Raw genomic sequence first — 22,301 nt, 5'->3', positions numbered from 1 at the left:
ATCTTGGCGGAGATCAACCAACAGGATATGCCACCTCTTCAGCCTGCTTCCATACACCAGAAATCACCATAACTCAAGCCGACCAAGGTGAAGGTGCATATGAAAAAGTCATTGAACGATGACAGCTACTGGGTGTTCGTCAAGCGCGTCTGATGGTGCTGGGCGATAACACATTATTGGCGGTGCTCAGTCACCTTATCGGAAGCGAGCTGGCTGGTGAGCGTGGCTTGCGCACAGGCGATCTGGTCGCCATGGCAGCCGCTGGCGGCTCGCTGAGGGACGGCCCGCTGGCAGTGGATTCCATAGAGCAGTTGTCGCTGGCCCGGGTCGTCAATGAGTTTTTTGAACTGGAAGCCAGTGGCGTGGATGAGTGGCTGCTGCGTCGGGAACACGTTGAGGACTGGGTGGCGCTCATCCAGCAGGGGATGGCCGAAGGCTCCACGCACATCGGGTTCCGTTCCGGCGGTTCAACGGGGGAGCCACGGCTCAACCGTTGTTCCCGCCGCCACCTGGCCTCGGAAGCGGACCTGATCGCCAGTCACTTTCCCCATCAACGCCGAATCATCGGGATAGCGCCCCCCCATCACATCTACGGCTTCCTATGGGGGCCATTGCTGGCTAACAGACTCGGAGTACCCTATCTCCATGGGGATGACGCACACCAGCAGGGTTTGGACCCGCACCCTGGAGACCTGGTTGTTGCCTTCCCGGAATGGTGGCGTTACCGCAGTGGCCGTCGGACTCCGTTCGCCCAGAATGTCGCTGGTGTTACCTCCACGGCCCCCTGCCCGGCATCTGTCATCCGCGCACTCAAGGATCAAGGGCTTGCGTCCATGACGGAAGTCTATGGTTCATCCGAGACGGGTGCCATCGGTTGGCGCGACGATCCAGAAGCGCCCTTCTCGCTCCTTGCCCATTGGGAGCGTGTTGGTGGCGTGGAGGAGGACACTCTCTATCTGCGCCCTCTTGATACAACCGTGGCCGTCCCTGACAGGCTCAACTGGCATGATGAACGGCGGATCACGCCAGCAGGTCGGCGGGATGGGACCCTGCAGGTGGCCGGAACCAATGTAGACCCCGCCGCCATAGCCGAAGCAATCAAGGACCAGGAAGGTGTGGCGGACTGTACGGTTCGTCCCTTTGAGGCCCCCAATGGGACTCGGCTCAAGGCCTTCATTGTCCCCGGGGCGGAGGCTGATGAGGCGGTGCTGGAACAGGATCTGCGCCAGTGGGTGAACCACCACCTCACCACACCTGAGCGCCCTGTTCGCTTTGATTTTGGGATGGCATTGCCTCGCAACGAGCTGGGGAAACTGTGTGACTGGTAAACGAGGTGTCGACTGGCAGGGTGGCGATGCCACCACGGAAGCGCTGGAACGGGTGGCACTGGGCACGCCCCTGCGTCTTGACGAGGCGGTCTGGAGCCGTGTCCTCAAAAGCCATGAGCAGCTCGCCCGTTTCCGGTCCGAAAACCGTCAGATCTACGGCGTCACGACGGGCTATGGCCCCCTGGCGAATACGCTTGTTGGCAGTGATCACAGTGAAGCACTCCAACGGAACCTGGTGGCCCACCTGAGTGCTGGCGTGGGAGAGCCACTCACGGCTGAACAGACGCGCGCAACCATGGCTGCGCGGATCAGTGCCCTCAGCCTCGGGGCTTCGGGCATTGCGCCTGAAGCACTCAATCACCTGCTGACCTGTCTGAATGCGGATGCCCTCCCGGTTGTTCCCTCCATGGGGACGGTTGGGGCCAGTGGCGATCTGACCCCACTGGCCCACATTGCCGGTGCGCTCATGGGTGAGGGCTGGATTTGCCACAACGGTCGGGAAGCGGAACCGGCCAAGAACGTGCTGGAACGCCTGGGACGGGCACCACTGGAACCCGGAGGCAAGGACGCCCTGGCCCTGGTCAATGGCACGTCCGCCATGACAGGCATTGCAGCGCTCAACGATTGTCTTACGCAACGCGCTCTGCGCTGGAGTGCCCTGACCACGGTTGCTCATGCCCAGGCCCTGAGGGGGCGGCGGGAAGCATGGCACAGTGCCTTTGGCGAGCTCCGGCCACACCCGGGCCAACAGAAACTGCACCGTTGGCTCGCCGTCCTCGATGGTGCGTCTCCTGATGCCATGACTGACGAAGAGCGGGTCGGCCAGGACGCGCTGCAGCAGCTTGAGTCTCCCAATTGGCGCCCGCCGGACGCATCGATTGAGCGAACCTATCCATTTGGGGTGTTCAGGAGGTTGAAGCGCTCCGTCCCAGTCACCATCTCTAGTAGAGACTGGATCCATCCTTCCACGCGGACCTAAGGAGTCATGTATGTCGACCAACCTCATTGGCATTGAAGAAAACAAGGCACAATCATTAGCGGACCAGCTCAACGAACTGCTGGCCCATTACCAGATCTTCTACATGAACGTTCGTGGGTATCACTGGAACATCAAGGGCGACAAGTTCTTTGAGCTCCACACCAAGTTCGAGGAGCTCTACACCGACCTGCTCCTGAAGGTTGACGAGATCGCCGAGCGTATCCTGACACTAGGCTATCGCCCGGTTCACGCCTACTCGGAATACGTCAAACTCTCGCACATTCCGGAACGGACCAACGTCACCGACGGGCGCCAGTGCGTGCAGGAAATCCTGGATGGGCTCTCAACCCTGATCAAGCTGGAACGCAGGATCCTGAACGCCTCTGATGACGCCAGCGATGAGGGGACCAACGCGTTAATGAGTGACTACATCACGCAGCAGGAGAAAACAGCCTGGATGTACAACAGCTTCCTGGGCGAATAATCAGGGACGCCGAGGGGGTCTGGTAGAGAAACCATACCCCGGGCCGACACGCCCTTCAACTGATCCGGCTCCGCCGTCGGTTCAAACCGACGGCAGCCCCGACAGCGCCATGGCCAGCTCCTCATCACTGTACTCGTGATCACTGAGCTCACCGGCGAAGTAGGAGGTATAGGCTGCCATATCGAAGTGCCCATGACCGCACAGATTGAACAGGATGGTCTCGGCACTTCCCTCCTCGCGACAGCGAATGGCCTCGTCGATGGCGCCACGGACTGCGTGGTTGGCCTCTGGCGCGGGCACGATGCCTTCGTTACGCGCAAACAGGATGCCGGCCTCGAAACAGGCCTTCTGGGGATAGGCCACCGCCTCGAAAAGCCCCAGCTGCTTGGCATGTGAAACCAGCGGCGCCATGCCGTGATAGCGCAACCCACCCGCGTGGAAACCAGGCGGCGTAAAGCCCGATCCCAGGGTGTGCATCCGGGTAAGCGGCGTCATCCTGGCCGTGTCACCGTAGTCGTAAACGTACTGACCACGGGTCAGCGTTGGGCAGGACGATGGCTCCACAGCCACCACGCGCGGGCTCTCGCCCCCACGCAGCGACTGCCCGATGAAGGGGAACGCGAAACCCGCAAAATTGGAACCGCCGCCGGTGCAGCCCACAATCACATCCGGTGAATCCTCGGCCATGGCCATCTGCTCCATGGTTTCCTGGCCGATGATGGTTTGATGCAGGAGTACATGGTTCAGCACTGAGCCCAGCGCGTACTTGGTGCCGGTGTCCTGTGCAGCAAGCTCAACCGCCTCTGAAATGGCGATGCCAAGGCTGCCGGTATGGTCCGGATTCTCGGCCAGCACGCTCCGGCCAAAGGCCGTTTCATTGGAAGGCGAGGCGAAACACTGGGCGCCATAGGTCTCCATAACCGCCCGGCGATAGGGCTTCTGGTTGTAGGAAACGCGCACCTGGAACACCTGGACGTCCATCTCCATCAGTGCTCCCGCATAGGAAAGCGAGGTCCCCCACTGCCCTGCGCCGGTTTCGGTGGTCAGGCGGCGGGTCCCAGCCTCGTGGTTGAAAAAGACCTGGGGGATGGCGCTGTTGGGCTTGTGGCTGCCTGCCGGGCTCACCCCTTCGTACTTGTAGTAGATCCGCGCCGGCGTGCCCAGGGCCTTTTCCAGCGCGTGCGCCCGATACAGCGGGGCGGGCCGCCACTGGCGATAGACATCGCGTACCGGTTCCGGGATGGGCACGTCGCGCTCGGTGGTAACCTCCTGCTCAATCAACGAATGGGGAAACAGCGGCTCCAGGTCCGAAGGCGTCACCGGCTCATGGGTTCTCGGGTTGAGCACCGCCGGCAATGGCTGTGGTAGATCGGCCTGGAGGTTGTACCAGTGGGTGGGAATACGGCTTTCGTCGAGCAGGAACTTGGTGGTCATCGCGGGTCCTGGATTCACAGTGTTGAAAACGCGCTATATGATACCTTGAGCGATTGCGGGCGTCATGGTCCCCTGAGGACCAGCGGGATGCCCCTGCTACACTGGGTAAACCAGACTTTCCCGTGAGATAGCGCTGATGGACGGGGCTCCGGTAAGCGTCATGGCCACACGCATCTCGCTCTCAATGAGATCCAGAAGGTGCGTGACACCCTTTTCACCAGCTGTGGCCAGCGCGTAGACGAAGGCGCGACCGAGCAGCACACCGTCAGCCCCCTGAGCGAGCATGCGGACCACGTCGAGGCCGGAACGGATGCCGGAATCCGCCAGTAGTGTCAGGTCACCCTTCACGGCCTCCGCGATGGAAGGCAGGGCCCGGGCACTGGAAAGGGCGCCGTCCAGCTGGCGGCCGCCGTGGTTGGAGACGACGATGCCATCGGCGCCGAAGCGCACAGCATCCCGGGCGTCCTCGGGATCCAGAATGCCCTTGATGACCATTGAGCCCTTCCAGAACTCGCGGATCCACTCAAGATCCTTCCAGCCGATGGACGGGTCGAAGTTCCTGCCGAGCCAGCCCACATAATCCTCCAGGCTGATCGTCTCCCCGAGATAGGCGGAGACATTGCCCAGATCATGGGGGCGGCCGCGCACGCCAACGTGCCAGGCCCAGGAGGGGTGGCTGGCAGCCTGGAGCATCCGGCGGGCCCCCGAATAGGGGCCGGACATACCGGAATGAGCGTCGCGATAGCGGGCGCCCGGTACCGGCATATCCACGGTGAACACCAGGGTCCGGACGCCGGCTTCCCAGGCCCTTTCCAGTACGTTCTTCATGAAGCCCCGGTCCCGGAGTACGTAGAGCTGGAACCAGAGCGGGCGTTGCGAGGCCTGCTGCACCTCCTCAATCGAGCATACCGACACGGTGGACAGCGTGGTGGGAACGCCCTTGGCCGCGGAAGCCCGGGCGGCCTGGACTTCGCCGCGTCTCGCGTACATCCCGGTCAGCCCCACTGGCGCCAGAGCGACCGGCAGGCTCAGGTCCTCGCCGAACAGTCGGGTTGAGAGATCGATGTCACCCACTTCCTGTAGCACCCGCTGGCGCAGGGACAGCTCACGCAGGTCCTCGATGTTGCGCCGCAGGGTGTATTCATCGTAGGCAGCACCGTCGATGTAATGGAAAAGGAAGGGAGGCAGACGGCGGCGCGCGGCTTCCCGGTAATCCAGGGTCGACGAAATGATCATTGGGTAACAGCCCTCCTTATGCCTGGTTGTCTGTTGCGTTGTCAGCCCTGAGCCTTGCACCAAGCCCCGAATGGCGCTCCACGGCCTGGCCCACGCCGGCACGCCAGACCCGTTCGCTCCCGACGATTGTGAGCCGGGTCCGGGCACGGGTTACCCCGGTGTAGATGAGCTCCCGGCTGAGTACGGCGGTGGGTCGTTCAGGCAGTACCAGCGCCACCGATTCGAACTCCGAGCCCTGGGTCTTGTGGATGGTCATGGCGTAGACCGTCTCGTGATCCGGCAGGCGACCCGGCGCCATGGGCCTGAACCCGTCAGCATCCGGGAACCAGGCCAGAAGCGGCGCGGTCTCGTCGCCCTGTTCCGGCTCATCTGGCCAGACCAGACCAATGTCGCCGTTGTAGAGGCCCAGCCCGTAGTGATTGCGGGTGATCATGATGGGCTGACCCGGGAAGAAGCGCTGGCGCTTGGGGTTGAGCATGCCGACGATGCGGTCATTGATGGCATGGACGCCGTTGGGCCCGATCCGGGCGGGACACAGAATGCGGAACTGCTGCAGTTGCTCGAAAGCGTCCTCAAGATTCCGGGCTTCCCGAATGGGCCGGTAGTGTTGTTCCGTCCAGGCTCGCAGTTGATGGTCCAGCGCCTCAGCGGACTGCCAGTCAAGGTCCTGGTGGTTGCCCTCCATGATGCTCAGTGTGTTGTGTGCCTCTCCCCTGATGGTGGCGCTGGCAAGCTGGCCAATCCCGCTGGCGCCTTCAAAACGCTGGCTTATCCTCAGGAAGCTCAGGTAGTCAGCGTATGCCGGGGTGTCGCCAGCTGGAGTCAGTTCAATGCCCAGGTTGGCCAGCTGCTTGCAGCGGTGCGGGCTGTAGCCGGTCACATCCCGGGGAGCCAGATCCGCCAGCACCGAGCCCGCGGCCACTGACGGCAGCTGGTCCGCGTCGCCCAGCAGAATGACCCGGCATGCCGCCGGCAATGCCCGGAACAGGCGCGCCATCAGGGGCAGGTCCACCATGGAGATCTCATCCACCACCAGTACGTCCAGATCCAGCGGATTGCTCTCATGGTGGCGGAAGCGGTAGCTGTTCGGGATAACCCCAAGAAGACGGTGCAGGGTCGTGGCTTCCGAGGGGATCGCCTCAAGCACCGGGGCGTCCACAATGGAGGCCATGCCTGAGCGTGCCCGGGCCACGGATTCAGCAAGACGCTGCGCCGCCTTGCCGGTGGGGGCAGCGAGGCGCACTTTGGGGGTGTCGCGGTTACTGGAGCCCATGGACTCGATGAGCAGGGCCAGCAGCCGGGTGACTGTATGGGTCTTGCCGGTGCCGGGCCCGCCGGCGATCACACTGAAGGGCTGGAACAGCGCATTGGCCGCCGCAACTTTCTGCCAGTCCGGCCCTGTTTGTCCTGGGGAGTTGGGAAACAGCCGCTCCAGGATGCTGCGGGCCCGGTCTGGATCCACGTCGCAGGTGAGCGCCAGGCGCTGCCTGATGGCGCCCGCCACCTCCGTCTCGAAACGCCAGTAGCGCCGCAGGTAGAGACGGTCCCACTCAAACACCACGGGCGCCCCATCGTCCGGTGCTATGGCCAGTGCCTGGAGCTTATGCCGCCAATCGCTCAGTGCCGGAAAACAGATGCCGGGCAACGTGTCACTCTGCCAGCGCGTCTGGCCCGCCCAGTACGCCAGGTTCAGGCAGGTATGGCCTGCCTGCAGGGCCTCGCTGACGGCCATCAGCGTATGCCGGAACCAATCGTCCTGGCAGCCGATCCATTCGCCCAGCGCATCCGCCAGCGCCTGATCAATGGCTTCCGGGGCCTCACCTTCCCGTGCTGGATTGAGTACCGCACTCATGCCCTCACCTCCTGCCCTTCAAAGAGCGCATCCAGGGCGAACAGGGCCTCAAGATCCGTTTCCCGCGCGTAAATCCCGGTGTCACGCCCCGGTGCCATGCCCCTGAGATAAAGATAATGCACACCCCCGAGATGCTGTCGTGGGTCGTAATCCGGGATACGGATCTGGAGAAAACGATGCAGCGCCAGCGTGTACAGCAGGTATTGGAGGTCGTAGAAGCTCTGGCGCATGTTGGCCGTCAAAGCCTCTGGATGGTAGTGACCAAAGCCGTCACCCAGGTGGTTGGATTTATAGTCAACGATGTAATACCGACCCCGCCATTCATAAACCAGGTCGATGAAGCCCTGGAGCATGCCCTTGAGGCTGGCCGGCGCCGGCAACGTGACCGGCTCACTGCCCCGGTGCTTCGCCAGTATCCGTCCCAGCGGCGGGTTCTGGTTGGCATTCATCGGGAAATAGAATTCACATTCTCTCAGGGTCTTGTGTGCTGGAAGGTCCCCCAGGCAGGCCCCGCTGGGCAACGCCACGGCCAGAATAGCCTCGAGCCAGGACTTGAGCGGGCCACGCATGGAATCACTGGGGTGCAGAAGCCCTGGATACCGTCTCTCAGCCTGATCCAGAACCCCATCCAGGTCCGGATGACTGAAATCCAGCCATTCCAGCACGTCATGAAGCAGGTTGCCGGTCTCGGCGCCTTTCTGGAGGGAGAAACGGATGTCGTCCGCTTCCCCGTGGGGTGCCGCCATTTCCGGTTCCGCCTGGTCCCGGTCGCGGGCGCTGGTGCCGCCATGGCGTGCATCACGGGTGAGCGCTGAGAAGGACGACAGCCACCAATCCCGCTCAATCCGCCCGCTGAATGTCGCCGCCGCCAGTCCTTCGCCGTTTTCCGGCTCTGGAACGCCACTAATCGGCTCATCCACGCTGCTCAGGCTCAGTACCTCACAGGCGCTGTCCTCCTGCTGCTTATGCACGGCGTTATGCAGTTCTTCAAAACTGCTGACCTGGAGGCAGCGTGCCAGTGGTGACTGGGCCAGCTGGTCAAACGCGGCTGCGAGCATGTAGACCCGGCGCTCGCCACGGGTTGCGGCCACGTACAGCAGTCGGATTGCTTCGGCCGCTTCCTCTTGCTGGGCCAGCCTGGTCTGTTCCTCGGAGGGATTCAGGACGAGCTGGGCACTATGGTCCCGGGGGTCATGGTAGCGCACAAGCAGGTCCCGACCGCGCCGGCTCTGCTTGCCGTAGCTGACGAACGGCAGGAACACGATGGGGTATTCCAGTCCCTTGGCGCCGTGCATGGTGACCACGCGCACCAGGTGACCATCGTTTTCCAGGCGCAGTTCGGTATTCTGCACACTACTGTCCGTGCGCGCCTGTTCAAACCAATGCAGGAGCGCCTCGGGCTGGCGGTGCTGCTGGCTGGCTTGCTGTAACAGCTCCATCAGGTGGATGAGGTTGGTGAGGCTGCGCTCGTGGCGGTCCGGTTCCGGCTGAGCCCAGCGCTGAAGCAGCTGCAGCGCCATGCTCATCACCCCTTTGCGATACCAGCGTTCACGCAGGCTGGTCACCTCATCCAGCAACCTGGCCCACTCACGCTCACTGCTGCGCAGATCAAACAGGGCCCTGGGACTGTAGCCAAACAGGGAAGTGGCCAACGCGGCCATCAGCTGACGGTCGTCTTCCAGGTTCAGAATGCCGCGGAGCACACGCAACAGTTCCAGGGATTCCGGACTTTCCAGTACATTATCCCGGGCACTGAGGTAGACCGAGTCCAGCCCCTGGGCCGTTAGGGCCTCCTGCATAATGGCTGCCTCGTTGCGGTCGCGCACGAGGATGGCCATGTCCCCGGGGGCTACGGCCTTATCCTCCACCGTGGCCTGCCCCAACAACCGCAGGATCTCCCGCGCCGTCCACCGGGCCAGTGGCCTCTGGCCTTCCCTTGTGTAGCCGGTTCCCTTGCTGTTGAGGCCTTCCATGCGGGAGTCAACCGGCAGCAGTCCCCACTGGAATGCGCCCCGCCCTGGCGGGCCCTTCACCGGCTCACGGTCCGGTTGACCGGCGCTGACCGGCGGGTACTGGATGCCGTAGCCAAAGACCCCTTCATGGGGAGTGGCCTCACGCGGGTCCTCCGGAACGGGCGCGCTGTGGAAGAGGCGGTTGTAGCCCTGGATGACCGCTGGCGCCGAACGGTAGTTGGCCCCCATCACCCACTGGTAATCGGCGTCATCGCGTGCGGTGAGATACGCGAAGACGTCGCCGCCACGGAAGCCATAGATGGCCTGCTTGGGATCACCGATCATGCACAGCATCCGGCCCTGCTCTGCCGCCTGGCCATAGAGGCGCTGGAGAATGGCGTACTGGTCCGGATCCGTATCCTGGAATTCGTCCACCAGTGCCACCGGGAACTGCGCCCCAAGGCTCTGCGCCAGCTCGGGGCCACGCTCCGGCGAGGTCAGCTGTTCATGCAGACGACGGATCAGGTCGCTGAAATCCAGCTGGTCCAGACGGTCCTTGCTGGCGGCCAGGTGGTCGCGCGCAAAGGTCACGCCCTTCCAGGCCCACCAGGCGTCCCTGGCACGGCGGCAATCAGCCATGCTGCTGGCCAGTTCATGGAGCACCGGCATGGCCTGCTTTTTCTTGTCACTGCTGAAGGCGTCCTTGAGAAAGGACCCTTCAAACACCTCCGGAATATCCCCGTCCCAGGGCAGTTGGCTGAGCCGATCCAACTCTTGCAGGATGGATTCCCAATACGCGCGGGTTTCCGGTTTTTTCCGGGCCTGGATGTTAAGCGTCGTGAAGGCGTCGCGCTCCTGCGGCCAGTGGTGACGGAACGCCTGCCAGGCACTGGCCAGATCCGGTACCTCGGGCTCGGGGAGCGTCTCCGTGCCCTTGATGGTGTTCTCCCAGGCCCTGGCGAATGCCTCCGGGGTTGGCTGGTACTCGTAGAGTTGCTGAAAATCCGGGCCCTGTGCCTCCTGCCGGTACCAGTCTTCCAGCGCTTCACGCACGAGGGCACTGCTGTCCACCTCCATGGCCGCCTGGAAGCTGATGCCGCTGGTGAAGGCCTCCTGGGTCAAGGCACGCCGACAGAAGCTGTGGATGGTGTAAATGGCCGCCTCGTCCATGTGCAGGGCCGCGTTCCGCAGGCGTGCCCTGACCCTTTCCGTGTCCGGCAAGCGCTGCCGGAGCGCCACATAGAATGGCTCGTCCAGTTGCGTCCAGTGGTCATGGGCCCGCTGGATCTCGCTGGCAAGGCGTGCCTTGAGTTCAGCGGTCGCCGCACGGGTGAAGGTCATCACCAGTAGTTGCTGGACATCCAGGTTGCGCTCCAGCAACAGTCGCAGGTACAGGCGGGTGATGTTGAAGGTCTTGCCGGTACCGGCACTGGCCTCGATCAGGTGGATGCCTTCCAGTGGCAGGTGGGCAACGTCCAGCTCCCGCATCAGGCGGCCTCCGTTGTGTCGGTGATCGTGAGTCCTGCCATCACGGCGCCATAGACCTGATCCAGTTCGCTCAACAGGGACTCTGTGTCCGTGTTCCCGTCAAAGAACCAGCCCATGTAGTCATCGTCCTTGACCCCCGGAAAGCCATTGTAGCTGTCCCCTTGCCAGCTGTTCCGCAGTGCCGCGAGGCGCTTGGCCTCTTCGGCTTCTGCCCCCTTCTCCAGCACGGCGCGCAGCAGGTCACCATGCAGGCGCGAGGGCTGGCACAGGCTCTCGCGCCATTGTCTCACCAGTGCTGCGAGCTGCGCCCGGGCTTCGCCGGAGTCCATGGGGTCACACCGTAGCACCCGTAATGCGCCGTCCTTACCCCGGTGAAAACTGACCGAGGTCCGGTGGCGCTCCAGGTTGGCGATCAGGTGGTGACACCATAGCCGCAACACATCCTTTCCCTTGGGATTGGCCATCCGCCAAAGGGTCACGCGGCCATTCCGCGCCAACGGCAGTTCCGCGGTGAGCGTGAGTCCTTCAATACACCACGCCACCGCGTGATGCTGGATTCCGGCCGCTCCGGCCTCGTCCAGCGCTCCCGCAAACGCCCTGGCCTGCTCCTGCCACTGGGCCAGGTCCGAGGCCATAGGGGCATGATCCGGTAGCTCGCCGGACAGGCGCGCGCGTTCGAGCACAGGGGTTTCATCCATCCCTTCAAGATGGCACTCGATCACGGCCTGCTGAAGCTTGTACCGGCTGAGATGACTGGCCGAGAAGGGTTCCACGTCCTCCACCTCGGGTATGTCGGCCTCCTCCAGGTAGAGACCCAGGCGTTGCTGGGCATGGTAGCGGGCCGGGTTTTCCAGCGCCCGGACCAACTGTTCCAGTGGGAGTTCTTCGGGCGCCACTTCTGGCGCTGGCAGGCGCGGGGTTTTGTCCGGTTCGTCTCCTGGCCGGGTCAGCCGAAGCCAGCCCGGGTCAAAACTCGGCTCCGGCCCTTGAAAGTTGGCCGGGCTGAAGGGCTGTAATGACAGGTTCTGGATGGCGTCGCGGTGCCATCCCGTCGCGTCTTCCAGATAATGCATCAGCTCCGTCAGGACCAGTGATGGCTGGCGTTCCGCGTTGGTGTTGAGATCCCGGCCCTGGTAACTCAGGTACAGGTGCTCACGGGCTGACAGAATGGCTTCCAGAAACAGGTAGCGGTCATCCCCGCGCCGTGAACGGTCCCCGGGCCGGGGGCGATCGTTAGCCATCAGGTCAAACCCCAGGGGTGGGCGCTGGCGCGGGAACTCACCGTCATTCAGCCCAAGGATGGCCACCACCCGGAACGGAATGGAGCGCATGGGCACCATGGAGCAGACGGTGATCTGGCCAGTCATGAACTGGCGGCCTGTACGCGCCGGGCTCCGCAGGTTCTGCTCCAGGGCATGGCGGATCACCGTTAACGGCACTGCCTCGGTGAACGCGGCATGACTGGCGTACTGGCCCAGTTCGCGGATTGCTTCACGCAGCTGTTCATGGATCCATTCATGGGTCTGTTCCGTGCTGAACAGTGCCTGGCGCAAGCGTTCATGAAGGAAGCTCTGCCAATCACTGACCGTGCGTGACCGCGCCATGTCATGGCGCAGGGCCTTGAGGGCCCGCAGGAAGGCGATCAGGCGCCCCAGGGTTACGGCGTCTCCCCCTTCCACCTGGGGCAGGAGCAGGCGATCCCTCAGGATCACTTCCTCATCGCCCCAGGCAAACCCAACCAGCAGCCGTTCCAACCCCTGGTCCCAGCTGTAGTGGCTGCTGGCGCCGTTCCCGAGCCACTGTTGCTTGTGCTCGGCATCCAGGCCCCAGTGAATGGCCGCAGCATGGAGCCACTGGTTAAGCTGGGTTACCTGCTCCGCGTCGAAGCCAAAGCGCTGCTGGATGGCCGGGACCTGGAGCCAACTGATGATCCGGCTGACCTCGAAACGGGCGTCCGGGAGGGATAGCAACTCGATGAAAGCCGCCACCGCGGGGTCCGCATCGCCCGGGTTGCGATCAGCAATGGAGCTGGGCAGGGGCGGAACCCGTTCGGACAGGGCTTCACCACGACCCGCAAAAACCGCTTCCACGAAAGGCGCATACTGCTCCACGTTCGGGCACATCACCACCACGTCCCGAGGCGCCAGGTCCGGGTCCTCGTTAAAGCGGTGCAACAGCCAGTCGTGCAGCGCCTGGACCTCACGCAGCGGGCTGTGCGCACTCACCACGCGGATGCTGTTGTCGTCGTGCTCGCCGGGGCATTCACGTCCGTCACGCAGGTGCAGGACATCACTCTGAACCCGCGCCAACAGGTGGTTGGAGGCAGGTTCCGTGAAAAGGGGCATCTCCTGGTCTGCAATATCGCTCAGCAGACGGACAAACTGCTGACCCTGGTGGCCCAGACCGGTCAGCAACGGATTACCGATATCCAGGACCAGCCCGCTCTCATCATCGTGTTCGTCCAACCACCGGGCACGCTGGCGGGCTGCCTGCTTGTCGCTAACGGTGTCGCCCCAGTACTCATCCGAGGGATTGAGGTAAAGGATATGGAAGTCCACACCCCCCAAGCGGGACACCTCGCTGATGAACTCCAGCCACAGTGGTGCCAGACTGTTGATGCCGAACACGAACAGGCGTTCCGGCAAGGGCTCTGCCGGGTTGCTCAACTGCTGCCGCGCCTCGTCCATGAGCCTGAGCGGGTGATCCGGCCTGTCAGCGGTCAGGTGTTGCCAGAGCCGGGCCTGCCAGTGCTCGCCCTGCCCCGCGTCCCAGTCCCGGATCCAGTCCGGACGGTACATCAGGTATTGTTCATACAGATCCGCCAGCTCCCCGGCGAGCTGAAAGCGCCGCAGTGACTGCTGGCGGGGTGTCTGTTGCCGCCAGTAGCGGGTTGGTTCCGCGAAGGTGGGGTCAGCCGTGATGGCTTCCGAGCCCAGGAGCGAATACAGGCGCCAGACCAGGATCTCGCGCTGGTAGGGAGATACCTCCGGCATCCGCTCCGGGCCCAGTATGTGGCGGATCAGGGTCCAGAAGTAGCGTACCGGCAACGGGTACATCAGGTTCATGGCCACACGCCGACCGGATTCACTGGCCAGTTCCATGTTGAGCCAGTGCGCCATGCCCGGGTGCTGCACCATGATGACATCCGGCTGTAGCGGATTCGCTACCGGCACGGCCAGCAACCTCGCAAGGGGGCCAACAAGGTGCTCCAGCTGGTTGCCGGGAAAAGTATGGATCATCCGGTTGCTCCTGGCGACAGTCGCGCTTTTAGGGGGCGCCGGGAAGGATAGCCCATGCGCCCATTTGGACCATAGTGGATGGCGTGGCGGTTTCCCCGGTTTTTTGCGTCATGAACCCATCTGGGCTAAACTTTTTGATTAATATCTAACCAGCGACATGGGCGGTGTCATGGAAAGCTCGAAATCGGCAGCAACCATGGATACCCGGCAACAGCTGGAGGACCTGCGAACAACGGTGGACAGCATCGGCTCTTTCGTTTTCATGAAAGATCGGGAGGGCCGTTACACCTACGTCAACCAGCGGGTCCAGGCCCTTTTTGGCTGCTCGATGGATGCCATTATCGGCAAGGACGACAGTGCCTTTTTCTCCCTGGCGGATTCCAGGGACCTGAAGGAGAACGACTACCAGGTTCTGATTTAGGGGCGGACCATTGAAACCCAGGAATACAACGTCATTGCTGAGACTGGCGAGGAGCGGTGGTACTGGACGATCAAGCGTCCACTCTACAACGATGACGGCACCATTCGCGGCATGGCAGGTGTCTCCACGGATATTACGGAAAAAATCCGGCTTGATAAGGCCCTCCGGGAGAAACAGAAGCTTCTGGGAACCGTTCTCGATCATGCGCCCGCCTGCATTTACCTGAAGGACACTGACAGGCGCTATGTCTACCTGAACCAACACACGGCCTGTCTTTACGGTCAGAAGCCGGAAAACATCCTGGGGCGACGGGACGAAGAGATTCTGCCACCGACCTCGGCTGAAAACTGCCGGATTCTGGATGAGCGGCTTCTTAACACCCACCAGCCCCAGTCCGCCGAGGAAGAGCTGCCCGACCAGGACGGTAACCTGCGCATCTATGAAACCCAGAACGTTCCGCTGCGCAACGAGGAAGGTGGCTTTACCGGGTTCATCGGCTTTTCCCGTGACATAACGGAAACCCGTCACCTGCAGCAAAAGCTGGAACGAATGGCCCATGAGGATCAGCTGACCGGACTGCCCAACCGCCGGCGCACGGAGGTGATCCTGGAAGAGGAGATCAACCGCGTCCACCGGACGGGAGAGCCCCTGTCACTGCTGACTCTGGACATGGACTACTTCAAATGGGTCAATGACCATCATGGGCACGACACCGGTGACCAGGTTCTGATACAGCTGGGAATCACGCTCACCGAACGTCTGCGTGAAACCGACACCATGGGCCGCTGGGGCGGCGAGGAGTTCTTCGTGATCCTGCCCGCTACCGATCAGGACGGCGCCCGTCAGGTGGCAGAGACGCTTCGTCAGACCACCGCTTCCTGCATCCGGGTCGGGGACGTTCCGATCACGGTCAGCATCGGCGTTACGGAATACGACACGAGGGAAGGTCTGAGAACGCTCATACAGCGCGCCGACAACATCCTTTACCACGCCAAGCATTCCGGCCGTAATCAGGTGGCGTTGATCTCCTCCCAGGCCGCCTTCAGATAAACGCACATGGACCAGAGGGTCAGTGCAGCCGCAACTGCCAGCATCACAAGCCCAGCCATGGCCACAGGCTCTCCGGGCGGATAGGCCAGCAGCATCACGATCGCCACCATCTGGAAGCCGGTCTTGATCTTACCAATGAGTGACACAGCGACACTGGCACGCTTGCCCATCTCCGCCATCCATTCCCGCAATGCCGAGATCACAATCTCACGACCAATGATGACAATAGCCGGAATGGTCAGGAACAGCGACCCGTAATCGTGAATCAGGACGGCCAGTGCCCCGGCTACCATGAGCTTATCCGCTACCGGATCCAGAAAGGCGCCCAGCGGGGTTGACTGATTCCAGCGCCGTGCCAGAAAACCATCCAGCCAGTCGGTTGCCGCCGCTACGGCGAAGATGATGGCGCTCGCCATGTACACCCACTGGAACGGCATGAAGAAGACCAGCAGGAACAGAGGAATCATGGCGATCCGGGAGAAGGTAAGGATGTTCGGTAGATTCATGCGCTACTCATTATGCAGTGCTGCGTGAATGGATTCAGCCAGGGAGTCACTGATGCCCCGCACCTTGGCAATCTCGCCAACGCTGGCCTTGCGCAGTTCCTGCAGGCCACCGAAGTAGTTTATCAGGTCCTTGCGCCGGCGCGGCCCCACACCCGGGATTCCTTCCAGAGTGGAACTGCTGCGCTTCTTGTCCCGGCGTTGGCGGTGACCGGTGATCGCGAACCGGTGGGCCTCGTCCCGGATGTGCTGGATCAGGTGCAGCGCCGGCGAATCCGGCGGAACCCGGAAGCGGCTTTCGGTCACCGCCTCGATCAACTCTTCCATGCCTGCTTTGCGCGCCTCGCCCTTGGCAACCCCGATCAACGTGATATCGTCAATCCCAAGCTCCTCGAACGCACTGCGTGCCACATTGAGCTGGCCAAGGCCGCCGTCGATGAATACCAGGTCCGGCCGCTTGCCATCCCCTGCTTTCACCCGACGGTAACGACGGCGCAGAACCTGGCCCATGGCGGCATAGTCGTCGCCGGCAGTCTCGCCTTCGATATTATAGAGCCGGTAATCGCTTTTCAGCGGACCATTCTCATCAAAAACCACACAGGATGCGACCGTATTCTCGCCCTGGCTATGGCTGATGTCGAAGCACTCCATACGTGCTGGTACCTCCTCCATCTCCAGGAGTTCCCGCAGCGCCAGCAGCCGCCGATAGACCGTTTCCCTGTTCGAAAGATGGCTGCGCAGCGTTTCCTCGGCATTGGTCCGGGCCATCTGGAGCCATCGCCGACGCTCATCACGTACCCGGTGGCGGACCCGGGTATCCCGACCGGCCTGGTTGGAAAGCGCCTGTTCCAGCACCTCACGATCTGGAATCTCGTCAGCCACAACAACTTCCCGGGGAATTTCCCGTGGATTGTCCTCGCCCAGATAGAACTGGCCGATGAAGGCCGTGAGCAATTCGCTTTCCGATTGATCCATGGACAGCCTGGGAAAGAAATGCTGGGTGCCCACGATGCGCCCGCCCCTTACGGACAGCACCACCACACAGAGCACACCGGCCTCCTGGCTCAGACCAATAACATCCAGCTCTGCACTGCCGCCCTCGATTGCCTGCTGTTCCTGTACGTGGCGCAGGTAATTGATCTGGTCCCGGAACTGGGCCGCACGCTCGAACTCCAGATCCGCGGAGGCTTGCTCCATGGCATCCATCAGCTCCTGGATGATCTCCGGGTTCTTGCCCTGCAGAAAGAGTCGTGCACGGCGGACATCCTGCTGGTAGTCCTCCGGCGAGATCATGCCCACACAGGGCGCGGTGCACCGGTTGATCTGGTATTGCAGGCAGGGCCGCGTACGGTTTCGGAAATAGCTTTCGCTGCAGTTGCGGATGCGGAAGACCTTCTGAAGAATGTTGAGGCTTTCGCGTACCGCGCCCCCGGAGGGGAAGGGCCCGAAAAAAGTGCCCTTGTCGCGTTTGCTCTTACCGCGCCGGAACGTCAGTGACGGATAGTCACTGTGATTGGACAGGTAGATGTAAGGATAGGATTTATCGTCCCGCAGGAGGATGTTGTAGGGCGGGCGCTGGGACTTGATGAGGTTCTGCTCCAGCAGCAGCGCCTCGGTTTCACTGGCGGTCACCGTCACCTGGATATCGGCGATGCGGCTGACCAGCGACTGGGTTTTAACCGCCTGCCCCTGTTTGCGGAAATAGCTGGCGAGGCGCTTGCGCAGGTTGGCGGCCTTGCCCACGTAGAGGATGACGCCGTTGGCGTCGTACATCTGGTACACGCCCGGCTTCTCGGTTACCTGCTTTAGAAAGGCCGTGGCATCAAAGGATTCAGCTGTTTCAGACTTCATCGGCATCCAACAGACCGTACTTCACCGCCTTCAGGGTCAGCTCCACATCGCTGTCGATACCCAGTTTCTCGAAAATGCGGTAACGGTAGGTGTTCACGGTCTTGGGACTGACACAGAGCTTGTCCGAGATGACGTGCACCTTCTGCCCCTGGACAATCATGGTGGCAATCTGGAGTTCACGCTCCGACAGCTCATCAAAGGCGCTGAACTCTTCCGATCCCCCGTTGACCTTGCCCAGCGCCATCTTCTGGGCGATCTCTGGACTGATGTAGCGCTGGCCGAGCGAGGCACGGCGTACCGCCTGCAGCATTTCCTGCAGGTCCGCACCCTTGGTGATGTAGGCGTGCGCTCCGCCCTGCATAACCCGGGTCGGGTAAGGGTCGTCGGCGCAGGCGGTCACGGCAATAACGCGAACGTCATCGTTAATCCGGTGGATCCGCCGCATGGCTTCGAGCCCACCGATGCCGGGCATCCGTAAATCCATGAGCACCACATCCGGTGGCTCGCGGCGCACCTGCTCGACGGCCGCCTCACCCGATTCGGCCTCGCCCATGATCTCGATCTCATCATCATCCGCCAGCATCCGTGTGATGCCAGTACGCACGAGTTCATGATCATCCACAACCAGAATCCGGATCACGCTGCTACCTCCCAGCCGGCTGGATTCAGTCGTCCATCGCCCGACGGATCCGGTCACGGTAGGGTCGGACTGCCTCATTATCCGTTTCGGGCGCGTTAGCCGCCATTATTACGCTGTTCCGACCGTCAACCTGACTGTGTGGTTCCAGCGCCATTGCGAACCAAGCGCTTAAAAGCCTGACAACCATGCGCTTCTCCCTCCACGGATCCCCTATACGATTGGATTGTGAAACCTAAACGGGACGACGGCAACAGCTGACGTCCGGATTAATGGCCCAACAGTCGGAAAACAGCACCCAGGTTCCCGGGATTCAGGTCAGGCACGCTGGGGTGATGTCATTCGTGCTGGCGCAACCGGCCAGGCCCATAGTGAGCTCAAAGTCCGTTTTCAGGTTCCGCAGCACCTCACGTACGCCGTCCTGACCATTGAGCGCCAGCCCATACACCCAGGGGCGCCCCACCCCAACGGCTGTTGCACCCAGTGCCAGCGCCTTGAATACATCCGCACCCCCGCGGATTCCGCTATCCAGAATAACTGGAACCTGACCCTGCACCGCTTCCACCACCTGCGGCAGCATCTGGAAACTGGCTACTGCGCCGTCCACCTGGCGACCGCCATGGTTCGACACAATCACGCCGTCCATGCCGTATTCCACGGCCATGCGCGCATCGTCCGGGTGCAGGATGCCCTTGAGCAGAATGGGCAGCCGGGTGTGTTCGCGCAGCATGGCCAGATCGGACCAGGTCAATGAAGGCCGCGAATAGGTGTTGATGAACGCCTGAACGGCCGCCCTGGCTTTGCCGGAGCGCAGCCCTTCCAGGCTGTTGCCCGGCCAGTTGCTCGCCAGCTCGCGCAGAACTTTCAGCGTTTCCAGGCTCAACCGGGGTTTGGGGGATTCATCACCGCCCTCCTGAATCAGGTGTTCCAGGTGCCTCAGAAACACTGGGTCACTGGTGTACTGGGCAATACCTTTGCCGCGCAGAAACGGCAGGTAACCCAGGTCCAGATCCCGGGTACGCCATCCCAGCATCGTTGTATCCAGCGTCACCACAATGGCATCGCAACCAGCGTTCTCCGCGCGACTCACCAAGCTTTTGACCAGGTCGTCGGATTGACTCCAATAGAGCTGGAACCAGCGTGGTCCCTCCCCCATGGCCGCGGCCACGCTTTCCATGGGCTGGGACGCCTGGTTGGAGAAGACCATGGGAATCGCTTCCGCGGCCGCTGCCCGCCCAACCTGCTCATCGCCATCGGGCGCCACCATCTCCAGTACGCCGATGGGGCTGAGCAGCAAGGGGCTGGGGAGCCGCCGCCCCAATAACGTAACGCTGGTATCTCTGTCCGAGACATCGTTGAGCATGCGTGGCAGGATCCGCCGCTGGCGGAATGCCTCGCGGTTATTGGCCACGGTGTCCTCATGGCCCGCGCCGCCGGCAATGTAGGCATAGGCTTCCGGCGTGAGAGCGCGCTCGGCCCGGACCTGGAGCTCGTCATAATCCACGGGCACCGTCGGTCGGTCACCACTCAAACCATTAATGTAGATTTCACGCTGGCGGTCCAGCGTTGGAATCGCCGTTTCTTTATTCTTATCGTTCATCTCTGGCATTCTCGCTGCTATAGTTGTGGCGCAACGCTCAACATATCACCTGACAAGTCACCTGCAAGAGTCTGTATTTTGTTGGAATCCATCGTCGGTTTTCTGAATACCATCTTCTGGAATTACATTCTTGTCTACGGGCTGCTGGGCGTCGGTTTGTTCTTCACAATCCGCCTCGGCTTCCTGCAGTTCGTTAATTTTGGCGAAATGGTCCGCGCGATCCGTGGATCACGCCAGAGCGACAAATCCGGTATTTCCCCGTTCCAGGCTGTCTGTACCAGCCTTGCCTCGCGTGTGGGTACCGGTAACCTCGCCGGCGTCGCCGTTGCCCTCTATCTGGGTGGAGCCGGGGCCATCTTCTGGATGTGGATGGTGGCACTGGTGGGGATGGCCACAGGCTACGCCGAAAGCACTCTGGCCCAGCTCTACAAGATACGGGATAACCAGGGGCAGTACCGGGGTGGCCCGGCGTTCTATATGGCGCGCGGGTTGAACGCGCCCTGGGCCGGCGTCATCTTCGCGCTCTGCCTGATCCTGTCCTTCGGGCTTGTGTTCAACGCGGTCCAGTCCAATGCCATCGCCACGGCCGTTGAAGGCGCCTTTGGGGTGAACCAAGGGTTTGTCGGTATCATTGTGGCCGTTGTTGCTGGCCTGGTTATTTTCGGGGGACTTCGCTCCATCGCGCGCTTTGCCGAGCTGATTGTCCCGATCATGGCCGGCCTCTATGTGCTGATTGCCATCGGCATCATGGTGGTCAACATCAGCGAAGTACCCGGCATCCTGGCGCACATCGTCGGCAATGCGTTCGGGGTTGGCGAAGCCGCTGGCGGTGCCGCCGGCTCCATTACCGCGGCCATGCTCAATGGCATCAAGCGGGGCCTGTTCTCCAATGAGGCGGGCATGGGCTCGGCACCCAACATTGCGGCCACAGCCTCGCCGGTTCCGCATCACCCCTCGTCCCAGGGTCTGGTACAAGCCTTTGCAGTGTTCATCGACACCATTGTCATCTGTACCGCTACGGCCGTGATGATCCTGCTCTCGGGCGTCATGGAAGGCGGCACGGACGTGACCGGCGCGGAGTTGACCCAGCTCGCCATGGAAGCCCACCTCGGGGACCTTGGCGGTGAATTCATCGCCGTCGCGATCATGTTCTTCGCGTTCACCTCGATTGTGGCCAACTACACCTATGCGGAAAACGCCCTGGTCTATCTGGGGGCGCGCTCCAGAGGCTGGATCTATGCGCTCCGTGCCGGGGCCATTGCCATGGTGATCTGGGGCGGCTATCAGGCGGTTATTACCGTTTTCAACACTGCCGATGCGTCCATGGGTCTGATGGCGACCGTGAACCTGATCGCGATCGTCTTCCTTTCCGGCACCGTGGTTAAGCTGACCAGGGACTATCTGGCTCAGCGGCGCCAGGGCCAGATCCCCCACTTCCGGCTCAGTGACTACCCGGAGCTCGAAGACCGGGTGGAAAAAGAAATCTGGGAATGATCAGCCGGCCTGCGCCTGCCATAGCAGGCGCAGCGCCAACAATGTCAGAACCGTTGTGAAAAGGCGCTGGAACAACTGGTCATGCATCCGGTTGACCAGGTGCAACCCTACCCTTGTCCCCACCAGCCCACACCCGATCATGGCACCGATCCAGGGAACCCATTGGGGGAACTGGAAACCGGCAGCGCCGAACACCAGCGCCTTTGGCAGATGCTGCAGGGTCATGGCGCCGGAGAACGTTGCAATGGTGCGAAAGCGGTCTTCATGAAGCTGCTTGATAAAAGCGGCTACAAGTGGGCCAGTGGCACCAACGAAAAGCGTCAGGAAACTGGTCGCCGTTGACGCCAGCAGGATGCCGGAACGCCCCAGTGCGGCACGGGGTAATGAAGGGCTCCAACACAGGAAAAGAATAAACGCGGCTATGGTTGCCTGCCAGAGCTGCTCCGGCAACCGCACCAGAACCACCGCGCCCGCCCCCATGCCGAGCACCACCCCAGGCGCAAACGAGGCCAGCGTGCCCCAGTCCACACGGCGCCAGGTCATGGCAAGGCGGCCGCCATTGGAACCAAGCTGGATCAGACCATGGACGGGGACAATGGCCACTGGTGGCAGCCATAGGGCCATAAGGCCCAGCAACAGCACGCCACCGCCCGCTCCCAGGGCGGCGGTGATCATGGAGGTCATCAGGGAGGCGGCCAGCAGCAGACCCGCCGTCAGCGGGTCCAGAGCTGGTGGCACAAACCACGCCAGCAC

Annotated in this window: 16 protein-coding genes; 6 read left to right on the top strand and 10 right to left on the bottom strand. The window is 62.0% G+C overall.

The genetic code is table 11. From position 1 onward, the window contains the following. Positions 1–152 precede the first annotated feature (152 nt). Genes AC1RQI_RS14600 through AC1RQI_RS14590 form a run of 3 tightly spaced genes read left to right on the top strand, consistent with a single transcriptional unit; the run spans position 153 to position 2,791 of the window. The gene (locus tag AC1RQI_RS14600; RefSeq protein WP_481905372.1) at positions 153–1,328 is read left to right on the top strand and encodes an AMP-binding enzyme; all 1,176 of its coding nucleotides are present in this window, start codon (positions 153–155) and stop codon (positions 1,326–1,328) included. After that, positions 1,318–2,307: an aromatic amino acid lyase gene (locus tag AC1RQI_RS14595; protein ID WP_481905371.1), complete on the top strand. Its 990-nt coding sequence runs from the start codon at positions 1,318–1,320 to the stop codon at positions 2,305–2,307. Before AC1RQI_RS14600 ends, AC1RQI_RS14595 begins: the two co-directional genes overlap by 11 nt. A gap of 10 nt (positions 2,308–2,317) precedes the next feature. Next, positions 2,318–2,791: a Dps family protein gene (locus tag AC1RQI_RS14590; protein WP_481905370.1), complete on the top strand. Its 474-nt coding sequence runs from the start codon at positions 2,318–2,320 to the stop codon at positions 2,789–2,791. A gap of 81 nt (positions 2,792–2,872) precedes the next feature. Here the strand turns inward: AC1RQI_RS14590 and AC1RQI_RS14585 are convergent, their stop codons facing one another. The 5 genes from AC1RQI_RS14585 to recC form a co-directional block, all read right to left on the bottom strand. Beyond that, positions 2,873–4,225 (bottom strand): TrpB-like pyridoxal phosphate-dependent enzyme, encoded by a 1,353-nt coding sequence (locus AC1RQI_RS14585; protein ID WP_481905369.1) that lies wholly within the window; start codon positions 4,223–4,225, stop codon positions 2,873–2,875. 96 nt (positions 4,226–4,321) lie between these two features. Continuing rightward, positions 4,322–5,461, bottom strand: coding sequence for an FMN-dependent L-lactate dehydrogenase LldD (gene lldD, locus AC1RQI_RS14580; RefSeq protein WP_481905368.1), 1,140 nt, complete (start codon positions 5,459–5,461; stop codon positions 4,322–4,324). Positions 5,462–5,477: 16 nt separating this feature from the next. After that, positions 5,478–7,313: an exodeoxyribonuclease V subunit alpha gene (gene recD / locus AC1RQI_RS14575; RefSeq protein WP_481905367.1), complete on the bottom strand. Its 1,836-nt coding sequence runs from the start codon at positions 7,311–7,313 to the stop codon at positions 5,478–5,480. Then, complete coding sequence (locus AC1RQI_RS14570) at positions 7,310–10,753, bottom strand: UvrD-helicase domain-containing protein (RefSeq protein WP_481905366.1); 3,444 nt, start codon at positions 10,751–10,753, stop codon at positions 7,310–7,312. The genes recD and AC1RQI_RS14570 overlap by 4 nt, the downstream gene beginning before the upstream one ends. Beyond that, positions 10,753–13,992 (bottom strand): exodeoxyribonuclease V subunit gamma, encoded by a 3,240-nt coding sequence (recC, locus tag AC1RQI_RS14565; RefSeq protein ID WP_481905365.1) that lies wholly within the window; start codon positions 13,990–13,992, stop codon positions 10,753–10,755. The genes AC1RQI_RS14570 and recC overlap by 1 nt, the downstream gene beginning before the upstream one ends. 169 nt (positions 13,993–14,161) lie before the next feature. Between recC and AC1RQI_RS14560 the strand changes: the two genes are divergently transcribed. Continuing rightward, positions 14,162–14,413, top strand: coding sequence for a PAS domain-containing protein (locus AC1RQI_RS14560; protein ID WP_481905364.1), 252 nt, complete (start codon positions 14,162–14,164; stop codon positions 14,411–14,413). A 111-nt stretch (positions 14,414–14,524) separates the two neighbouring features. Beyond that, positions 14,525–15,463 carry a sensor domain-containing diguanylate cyclase gene (locus AC1RQI_RS14555; RefSeq protein ID WP_481905363.1) on the top strand — a complete coding sequence of 313 codons (939 nt, stop codon included), beginning with the start codon at positions 14,525–14,527 and terminating at the stop codon, positions 15,461–15,463. Here AC1RQI_RS14555 and pgsA read toward each other — a convergent pair. The 4 genes from pgsA to AC1RQI_RS14535 all read right to left on the bottom strand — a co-directional run bounded on the left by pgsA (position 15,424) and on the right by AC1RQI_RS14535 (position 20,054). Further along, positions 15,424–15,969, bottom strand: coding sequence for a CDP-diacylglycerol--glycerol-3-phosphate 3-phosphatidyltransferase (gene pgsA / locus AC1RQI_RS14550; protein ID WP_416634470.1), 546 nt, complete (start codon positions 15,967–15,969; stop codon positions 15,424–15,426). The genes AC1RQI_RS14555 and pgsA overlap by 40 nt on opposite strands. A gap of 3 nt (positions 15,970–15,972) precedes the next feature. Next, a complete protein-coding gene (uvrC, locus tag AC1RQI_RS14545) occupies positions 15,973–17,817 on the bottom strand; it encodes an excinuclease ABC subunit UvrC (RefSeq protein ID WP_481905362.1) in 1,845 nt (614 codons plus the stop codon). Further along, complete coding sequence (gene uvrY / locus AC1RQI_RS14540) at positions 17,807–18,457, bottom strand: UvrY/SirA/GacA family response regulator transcription factor (RefSeq protein ID WP_416634467.1); 651 nt, start codon at positions 18,455–18,457, stop codon at positions 17,807–17,809. The genes uvrC and uvrY overlap by 11 nt, the downstream gene beginning before the upstream one ends. Before the next feature lie 310 nt (positions 18,458–18,767). Further along, the gene (locus AC1RQI_RS14535; RefSeq protein ID WP_481905361.1) at positions 18,768–20,054 is read right to left on the bottom strand and encodes a lactate 2-monooxygenase; all 1,287 of its coding nucleotides are present in this window, start codon (positions 20,052–20,054) and stop codon (positions 18,768–18,770) included. A gap of 81 nt (positions 20,055–20,135) precedes the next feature. Here AC1RQI_RS14535 and AC1RQI_RS14530 point away from each other — a divergent pair, with 81 nt between their 5' ends. After that, positions 20,136–21,548 carry an alanine/glycine:cation symporter family protein gene (locus AC1RQI_RS14530; protein WP_481905360.1) on the top strand — a complete coding sequence of 471 codons (1,413 nt, stop codon included), beginning with the start codon at positions 20,136–20,138 and terminating at the stop codon, positions 21,546–21,548. Here the strand turns inward: AC1RQI_RS14530 and AC1RQI_RS14525 are convergent, their stop codons facing one another. Continuing rightward, complete coding sequence (locus AC1RQI_RS14525) at positions 21,549–22,286, bottom strand: TSUP family transporter (RefSeq protein WP_481905359.1); 738 nt, start codon at positions 22,284–22,286, stop codon at positions 21,549–21,551. It lies immediately after the preceding gene. Positions 22,287–22,301: the final 15 nt, after the last annotated feature.

The sequence above is a fragment of the Salicola sp. AFF1 genome, from assembly GCF_056783195.1.
Note: the sequence above shows the minus strand (reverse complement) of the source record. Positions and strands in the feature narration are given on the sequence as shown.